This window comes from Amycolatopsis deserti (assembly GCF_014653945.1).
Lineage (GTDB): Bacteria > Actinomycetota > Actinomycetes > Mycobacteriales > Pseudonocardiaceae > Amycolatopsis_E > Amycolatopsis_E deserti.
In genome coordinates this window covers 1-6,999 of sequence record NZ_BNAU01000019.1, presented here as the reverse complement: position 1 = coordinate 6,999, position 6,999 = coordinate 1, and the positions used below count along the sequence as shown (strand labels likewise).

The following is a 6,999-nucleotide window of genomic DNA, read 5'->3' as shown; positions in this document are numbered from 1 at the left end:
GTCACGTCGTGTCGCCAGGTGTCGCTGACCTGCCAGATCAGCCGAACGGCGTGTCACCTCATGTCACCGCGTACCCCCCGAAGTCACGTCATTCTCGTGCTGTTTCCGTGCGCACGTCCGGACGCCATCGTGCACGCGGAAGGCATCGCGTCCAGCCCACCTTCACGCGCTGGCGCATCCTGTTCTTGGCCCTCGCCTTCCCGGTGGCGTTCATCGGGACCGGTCTGGTGATCCAGGCCGGCGGGAACGTGTGGACGCTCCCCGGCGCCGCCGCGCCCGACTGGGCACCGACCGGCGATAACACGTCGGTGATCCGGTGCGTCGGGGACTGCCGATGAGGCGCGCACTCGCCGCGGCTGCCGCAATCGCCGCCATCATCCTGATCACCGCCCTGTCCGCCCTCGGCCCAGACCCGGCCGCCCCGCCCTGCGAGATCCCCGGCCACCTCCGCACCACCGTCGTCGAATGCGAGCAGCCATGACCACCAGCGCCGACCACACCATCACCGTCACGGAACTCACCGAAGACGACGGCGACCTGAACCGGCCGGTCCGCGTGGAGTGCTCCTGCGGCGACCTCAGCGAGGAGGTGAAGGCTGTGCTCGCCGACGGCATCGCCAGGGTGCACGTCGAGCGGGCGACCCGGCCGAACGCAGCTCGCGCCTACGAGATCGGCAACGTGCTGATGGGAAGCGATCTCCCTCCCAAACAGGCCCTCGCCGTCTCGGTTGCGCTACTGGAAGCCGCCGACCTCGCGGACGGGATCGGGTCGTCGAACACCAGCAACTCCATCGTCAAGCACCTCCTGCGAGCAGTGCGGGGCGAGCAGTGATGCAACGTGTGCGCGCGGTCGTGGACGCCGTGCTCGACCTCGCCGTGGTGGTCGCCGCTACCCTGGCGCCCGCCCTGTTCGCGGGGCTGAACCCACGGATGGGAGATGGTGACGAGCGTGGATGACCTGATCGCGTTCCTTCGCGCCCGGCTCGACGACGACGAGCAGTTGGGTGAGATCCACACGCCCGACTGCGACGCCCGCATTCCGTACGAGTGGGAGTTCGTCTGTCGGTGCGGGTTGCCCGCTCGCCGGTCTGGCGACATCGCGGCCAAACGTGAGGTGATCAAGTTCGCTGCGTGGCTGGACCAAAACCGCGCGGGCAGCGAGTTCATGGAGGGCCGGGCTCAATCGGCGCGTCATGTCCTGCGCCTCCTCGCCCTGCCCTACGCCGACCACCCGGACTACCGCGAGGAGTGGCGGCCCGGTGATCAGTCAGCCGCCCACTCGTAGGTGAGCCGGTACCGGTCCGCCGGCAGCGTCATGTCGTTCATCTCCAGCGGGGTGCCGTCCTCGCGGTAGGCGATGCGCGTCACGGTGAGCACCGGCGTACCGGGCGGCAGCTGCAGCTGCGTGCGCTCCTCGTCGGTGGGCATGCGCGCCCCGGTGTCCTCGACGTATCGGCCGATCTCGTGCCCGGCCTCTTCCAGCCGCGCGTAGGCGCCGCCCGGGCCGGTGTTGACCTCCTCGATCGCCGTGCCGCGGGTGAACTCACGCGGCAGCCGCGACACGGCGAGCTGCACTACGAGACCGTTCGCCCGCATGACCCGGTCTCGAACGGTCACCTCCGCGCCGGGCTCGATCGCGAGGAGTTCGGCCGTGCGTTCGTCCGCGGGCTCGAACCGAACTCGCACGCTCGTGCTCGGCGTGAACCCCTGCGCCTTCGCGTCGGCCAGGAAGGCGCCTTCGTTCTTCGCCCTGGCCGCGCGGGACAACCGCGAGCGCGCCAGCCGGGTGATGGCGGCGGGCGGCCGGACGAACACGCCCTTCTCCTGCAGCACGTTGACGACGCCGTCGCTTTCGAGCAGCTGCACGGCCTTGCGCACCGTCTCGCGGGACACGCCGTAGGTCTCGATGAGCTGGGTTTCGCTGGGCAGCTTCTCGCCGGGCGCGAACTCGCCCGCGCTGATCTTGTCTCGCAGGGCGGTCGCGATCTGCCGGTGTACGGCTACGCCGCTGGATCGGTCGACCATCGTTCGATCATCCCACTCGTCTAGTCGTGTTGACTACGGCTACCCCCGGTGCCATCCTCAACTCGTACGTACGAGTAGACGAGCCCATGAGTGAACGAGGGTGGACTAGGCCGGGATGAGCCACGCCGACGACGACGACCAGCGGACGCCCGCCGATCCCCCGGCTGGCGACCAGCGAGCGGGCGCCCGTCCGGGCCTGAGATTCACCTGGACGCGCACCGGCGTCGACGAGAACGGCCGGCCCGTGGATCTCTGCTACGGCACTACGGATGACCACCGCGTGGTCGTCGAGGTCGGGGACAGGGTCGTCTACTTCGACGAGGCGGACGCGGTGGACGTCTCGGCCGGGCTCCGGCTCGCAATCGGCAAGCTCAGCCCCGAGGACAGGTGGTGGTCATGACGGTGCGGCTCCTCGGACGTCTGGCGCCCGGTACGGCCGGTGAGACTCGCCGCGAGGTGCACTTGTTCGCCGTTGCCCAGGACGACCCGGACAACCCGGTCTCGCTGTGCGGACAGCGATTTCGGGCCGAAGACCTGGAATGGCTCGCCGCGTTCGGCGGGATGCCCTGTGAGCGCTGCATGGCGCGCGCACAGCGCGAGCGCGCGCCGCTGCAGCGCGGGCGGCCGGTGATCGAGGCGTCGACGACGATCGGCTGTGCACGGTTGCCGTTGGAGCGCCGGATACCGCAGTCGGTACCTGCACCGGCGGTGCTCGGTCCGGACCTCTCGCCCGGGATGCGTGCCGAGCTGGCGAAGCGGGTGCTCGTCGGGCTGCGCCGCCTCGACCGGCCGGGCGAGGGGATCCCGGCGCCTCGGAGGCCGGCGCGGTGAACGACGACGGGCTGAGGAGCTACCGGGGCGACGACGCCGGCCAGCGGTACGACATCGAGACGGGCCAGCTGCTCGACGAGAACCTGGACCCGGTCGGCGAGCTGGCTACCGAAGAACGCCCCGACCGGCGCGGGCGCCGCGACCGCCGATGACTCCCCGGCTGGCGCGGGTGCTCCCGACCCTCGCGCCAGCCGGGGTTCCAGCTACCGCTTCGCGACGAAGGTTCCACGCTTGGGGACGACGAACAACAGCCCGCGCTCGGTCAGCACGGCGATCGCGCGCCGCACGGTGTTGCGCGCGATGCCGTACTCCTCGGCCAGCCGTGCTTCCGCGGTGATCGGGCGCTCCGGCGGCCAGTCGCCGCGCTCGATGCGCGCAGTCAGGATCTCGACCAGCTGCCGAAACGGCGGCAGCGGCGCGTACGGATCGATCCTGGCATCTGGGTCCACGATCAGTGGACGTTAGATGATCAACTAGTTCAGGTTCGTTGCGGTACGTGCAGGTAGGTGCACACACGTCCACGCTGGTTCACTCGTATAGACGATTGAACATCGTGCAGCGGAGTGTGAGGCTTCACGGGAGCCCGTCCGGAACCACTCCAGTCCCATGTCCCGGGCAGAGCACCCCGGGCGGGCTCACCCAGACTGCCGGCGCTCCCCCAGCGTCTGGCAGGGGAGCCCCGGCGGGTGCGGATGCACGTGCAACCCATCCGACAACGAACGCGACCGAGTCGCGCGCCGACCGCCGGGGCTCCACCCTTCGGCGGTCGCGCCCGATAGTCCGTGCTCGCATACTCGAACACATGAGCGAAGGATCGTCCACGCCGATCATCGGCGTGGAGCAGTGGCAATCCAGGCGCCCTCCCGCCGTCGGCCGGGTCCGACCGGTCCGGTGCCCGTTGGCCGGCCACGACCTCGCCGCGCCGGGCGCGGTCGGGCAGGGGTGGAGCCCGGACGGCGGCGGAACGGTCGAGTACACCTGCTGGGCCTGCTACCGGACGGACCCGCGGAACGCCTCGTGGCGGCTCGCGCGCGACGAGGACGCGATGTGGCGAGCGGCCGCGCTGCCCCGGCCCGGGCGCCAGCAGACCAAGTACCAGGGCACGTGAGACGGGGTCAGCTGCGTGGCTTGTTCGCCGGCGCCTGGTGCGCGCCGATCGCGGCGAGTACCGCGGCGATCGCGGTTGCGGCCTCGGGTGTGACGTGCACGCCGAGGACGTCGAGCACGGCGGCCACGCCGACGCCGGTCGCGCCGCCGGCCAGCGCGCCCAGCGCCTTCGCAACCGGCGCCACTCGGCCGCCGAGCCACCGCAGCGCAGCGAGCAGCTTGCCGACGTTCATCCCGCCGTTCCGATCTTGGCCGCGATGCGGTCGACGGCAGCCGCGAGGTTGCCCAGGGCCGATTCGACCCGGTCGAGCCGAGCGCGGTCCTCGAACTCCCACTTCGCACCGTCGAACACGAGATCGCGCAGGTTGGTCTTGTTCTGGTCGCGCTTGCCGTCCGGCCCGATGATCCGGGACTGGTCGAACCCGAACACGCCGCGGTACAGCGCGCGCAGCATGTCGACCGGGGTCAGCCGGACCTTCTGCCCGTTGCCCATGTCGATCTCCCAGCCGGGGAAGTCGTGCGCTTTGAACGAGCCGGCGAGCTGGTTGTAGATGTGGTCGAGCTTGGCGCTCTGGTCGGGGGTCAAGTCGTCCTCCTCGGTGCCGGTGGTCAGGTCTGCCAGGACGCGAGCGCAGAACGCCTCGTCCTCGACGATCTCGAAATGCATCGGGTCCTTGCGGCCCTGGTAGTCGCCGCCCCACCGCACGGCGCCGCGGGTGGCGGCGACGATCTCGCGGATGGTGCGGATCTGCGCCGCGTTGAAGTTCGCCGTCGGGTCGGTGCCGAGCGGGTGTCGGGTGGCGTTGGCGTCGGCTGCTGTGCCGCTGGCGTGGTTGGACAGGGTCGTGCTGCTGCCGCGGATGGTGCGTTCGGCGTAGCCCCAGTCGTCCAGCTGCCCGTCGTCGAGGTCCTCGACCCGGGCGTGGAACTGGGCGAGCACCCACACCAGCAGCTCACCGGCCGGCCCCTTGCGGAGCCGGATGTTCCGGGTCGTGCCGGGCACGGCGTAGATCTTGGTCAGGCTGATGTCGTTCGCGGCGTAGCCGTTCTGGGACTTGGGCATCGGTCATGCCTCCTCGGCGTAGAGCGGGGGTGGGTCGGCGATCGAGCCGCCGAGGTCGCGCAGCGCGTCGACGACCTGCCGGTCCCAGCGCAGATGTGCGGCGATCCGGCGGTCCTGTTTGGTCTGCTCGGCCCGCAGCGCTTTCACTTCCTGACGCACCTCGGCGAGGTCTTCGGCGTAGGCGGCCGCGGACGCTGCCGCGGTGGTGACGAGGATCTGCGCGGCATCCGCGTTCACCTTCTTGGACTCGCCCCTGGCCTTGATGAGGTCGTAGGCGATCTTGCCCGCGGCGCCGAGCCCGCCGGCGCCGCCAAGCCAGTTGAGCCAGTCGTTCACCGGGTCACCCGACCTTGACGAAGTCGACGGAGGTGGCGAGGCCGAACGAGCCGTTGATGGTGTAGGCGCCGCCGCTCTGCCAGCACGAGAAGCACACGATTTGCTCGCTGGCGGAGGCGTCGATGGTGACGCTGACGAACCCGTTGAGGTCGCCGTACGCGCCGACTTTCTTGATGTTGCCCGCGGCCCACGCCGTCGCGCCGATCGCGGCCGTGATCTGCCACGTGCTGTGCGGGGTCGACACGCGAATGCTGGCGTCGGCGTGCCAGATGCCCGAGCCGGCCGCGAACTTCCAGTAGTTGAACGGCTGCCCCGGGCCGAGCGTGCTGCCGGGGGTGATGAGCGGCGATCCGCCGGAGGTGAGCGTGGGGTACTGGATCTGCGTATCAGCGCTCGCAGCGACCGCCTGCGTGCCTGCGTTGCGCGCGTAGCGGGCGTATGGCGCGTCGAGTTTCGCGGCGGTGACCCGCTGACCTGCCAGCCAGGTAGGCACGGTGCCTCCTACAGTGTCGGGCCGAGCCCGGCGTAGACCGGGTCGGCGAGCTGGACGGTGGCGCCGGCGGGGTGCGCCTTGACGATGCCGTTCACCGAACGGGTCACGGTGAAGCGCTGCGGGGTGCTGACCTGCACGTCATCGACGGTGATCGTGACGGGCAGGGCGTTGGTGTTGCCGGTGTTCAAGCGGGTGCGGATGCCGAGGTCCCCGGCGGCAGCGATCGCTGTTGCGGATGCGGCGACCGTCCACTCGGTCGGTTCGCTTCCGCTCGCTCGCCACGCCTTCGCCAGCAGTGTGGTGCCGGTGATCTGGAACCGGACGCGCCACAGCTGGCCGGTGGTGTAGCTGCCCAGCGAGGCGGAGGTGAGCAGGTTGGTTTCGCTGCCCGCGACGCTCGTCCACAGGCCAAGGGTGACCGTGCCGTCGGTGTTGAAGTTCAGCCGCGCGGCGTACCAGTTGCTGATGTCGGTCCAGCGGCCGGCGAGCCACGCCACGACCGGGGCGCCGGCGGCGATCGCGCTGGTGGCGAACGACGCGGCCACGTCGATGTCGGCGACCCCCAGCAGCACGCTGGCCCAGCGGGACACGTTCACGGAGGTCAACGCCATCTGGCCGGCGGTGCCGTTGGTGGAGTAGTTCGACGCGGCCCCGCCCGTGGTGGTCCACGCCTGCCCGGTGTCCGCCGTTCCCCACCCGCCGGACACGGTGCGCGTGAACGTGTCGACCGCGGCAGGGCCGACAGCGGTCACCGTCATCTCCTCACCGCCCACGGTGATGTTGAACGGGAACTGGTCGCCGTAGCTGGCGGAGTCGATCCAGGGCACGGTGGTGCTGGCGACGGACAGCGTCGTGGCGGTGCTGGTGGCCGCGCCGGCGAGCGTGCTGCCTTCGGCGTCGGCGCGGGTGTCCGGGTCGTCGGTGACGCCGATGTTCCACGGGTCGCCGGGCTCGGCGTTGAAGGTGAACCGGTGCTCGATCGGGGTGATGGTCTCCCGGTAGCCAAGCACCATCGCTCGGTCGTCGCCGAGCGGCAGGTTCTCGATCATCAGGATGTCGCCCTGGTCCACGTCGAGCAGGGCGGCGAACAGAGCCGAGTCGTCAGCGACCGGCGCGGCGTGCCGGAACACGGGCAGCTGGGGGTA

General features: G+C 70.4%; 16 protein-coding genes. 9 read left to right on the top strand and 7 right to left on the bottom strand.

The features are described from left to right. The 5 genes from IE290_RS38150 to IE290_RS37515 form a co-directional block, all read left to right on the top strand. A partial coding sequence (locus IE290_RS38150; RefSeq protein WP_229874946.1) for a hypothetical protein occupies positions 1 to 338 on the top strand: 338 nt, incomplete at its 5' end. Continuing rightward, positions 335 to 481 carry a hypothetical protein gene (locus tag IE290_RS37525; RefSeq protein WP_191249508.1) on the top strand — a complete coding sequence of 49 codons (147 nt, stop codon included), beginning with the start codon at positions 335 to 337 and terminating at the stop codon, positions 479 to 481. The genes IE290_RS38150 and IE290_RS37525, both read left to right, overlap by 4 nt. Then, complete coding sequence (locus IE290_RS37520; RefSeq protein WP_191249507.1) at positions 478 to 831, top strand: hypothetical protein; 354 nt, start codon at positions 478 to 480, stop codon at positions 829 to 831. Before IE290_RS37525 ends, IE290_RS37520 begins: the two co-directional genes overlap by 4 nt. Then, entirely contained in the window at positions 831 to 956 is a 126-nt protein-coding gene (locus IE290_RS38370) for a hypothetical protein (RefSeq protein ID WP_268246452.1), read from the top strand. The genes IE290_RS37520 and IE290_RS38370 overlap by 1 nt, the downstream gene beginning before the upstream one ends. Then, a complete protein-coding gene (locus IE290_RS37515) occupies positions 949 to 1,284 on the top strand; it encodes a DUF6221 family protein (protein WP_191249506.1) in 336 nt (111 codons plus the stop codon). The genes IE290_RS38370 and IE290_RS37515 overlap by 8 nt, the downstream gene beginning before the upstream one ends. Here IE290_RS37515 and IE290_RS37510 read toward each other — a convergent pair. Continuing rightward, entirely contained in the window at positions 1,263 to 2,024 is a 762-nt protein-coding gene (locus tag IE290_RS37510) for a GntR family transcriptional regulator (RefSeq protein WP_191249505.1), read from the bottom strand. The two genes, IE290_RS37515 and IE290_RS37510, sit on opposite strands and share 22 nt — an antisense overlap. A gap of 115 nt (positions 2,025 to 2,139) precedes the next feature. On the opposite strand from IE290_RS37510, the gene IE290_RS37505 reads away from it, so the two are divergent. The 3 genes from IE290_RS37505 to IE290_RS37495 are packed head-to-tail and all read left to right on the top strand — an operon-like array spanning position 2,140 to position 3,007. Beyond that, complete coding sequence (locus IE290_RS37505; RefSeq protein WP_191249504.1) at positions 2,140 to 2,424, top strand: hypothetical protein; 285 nt, start codon at positions 2,140 to 2,142, stop codon at positions 2,422 to 2,424. After that, positions 2,421 to 2,855 (top strand): hypothetical protein, encoded by a 435-nt coding sequence (locus IE290_RS37500; RefSeq protein ID WP_152870751.1) that lies wholly within the window; start codon positions 2,421 to 2,423, stop codon positions 2,853 to 2,855. Before IE290_RS37505 ends, IE290_RS37500 begins: the two co-directional genes overlap by 4 nt. Next, positions 2,852 to 3,007 carry a hypothetical protein gene (locus tag IE290_RS37495; protein ID WP_191249503.1) on the top strand — a complete coding sequence of 52 codons (156 nt, stop codon included), beginning with the start codon at positions 2,852 to 2,854 and terminating at the stop codon, positions 3,005 to 3,007. Before IE290_RS37500 ends, IE290_RS37495 begins: the two co-directional genes overlap by 4 nt. Positions 3,008 to 3,058: 51 nt before the next feature. Here the strand turns inward: IE290_RS37495 and IE290_RS37490 are convergent, their stop codons facing one another. Then, positions 3,059 to 3,304, bottom strand: a complete 246-nt coding sequence (locus IE290_RS37490) for a GntR family transcriptional regulator (protein ID WP_229874945.1) — start codon at positions 3,302 to 3,304, stop codon at positions 3,059 to 3,061. A gap of 353 nt (positions 3,305 to 3,657) precedes the next feature. Between IE290_RS37490 and IE290_RS37485 the strand changes: the two genes are divergently transcribed. After that, entirely contained in the window at positions 3,658 to 3,963 is a 306-nt protein-coding gene (locus tag IE290_RS37485; RefSeq protein ID WP_152870755.1) for a hypothetical protein, read from the top strand. A 7-nt stretch (positions 3,964 to 3,970) separates the two neighbouring features. Here the strand turns inward: IE290_RS37485 and IE290_RS37480 are convergent, their stop codons facing one another. From IE290_RS37480 to IE290_RS37460, 5 genes are all read right to left on the bottom strand, one after another. Then, entirely contained in the window at positions 3,971 to 4,195 is a 225-nt protein-coding gene (locus tag IE290_RS37480) for a hypothetical protein (protein WP_152870757.1), read from the bottom strand. Beyond that, positions 4,192 to 5,025 carry a M15 family metallopeptidase gene (locus IE290_RS37475; RefSeq protein WP_152870759.1) on the bottom strand — a complete coding sequence of 278 codons (834 nt, stop codon included), beginning with the start codon at positions 5,023 to 5,025 and terminating at the stop codon, positions 4,192 to 4,194. The genes IE290_RS37480 and IE290_RS37475 overlap by 4 nt, the downstream gene beginning before the upstream one ends. Before the next feature lie 3 nt (positions 5,026 to 5,028). Continuing rightward, positions 5,029 to 5,361: a hypothetical protein gene (locus IE290_RS37470; RefSeq protein WP_191249502.1), complete on the bottom strand. Its 333-nt coding sequence runs from the start codon at positions 5,359 to 5,361 to the stop codon at positions 5,029 to 5,031. Between the two features lie 4 nt (positions 5,362 to 5,365). Then, the gene (locus tag IE290_RS37465) at positions 5,366 to 5,854 is read right to left on the bottom strand and encodes a hypothetical protein (protein WP_152870820.1); all 489 of its coding nucleotides are present in this window, start codon (positions 5,852 to 5,854) and stop codon (positions 5,366 to 5,368) included. 8 nt (positions 5,855 to 5,862) lie between these two features. Next, on the bottom strand, positions 5,863 to 6,999 hold a 1,137-nt coding region (locus IE290_RS37460; protein WP_229874944.1), incomplete at its 5' end, for a hypothetical protein.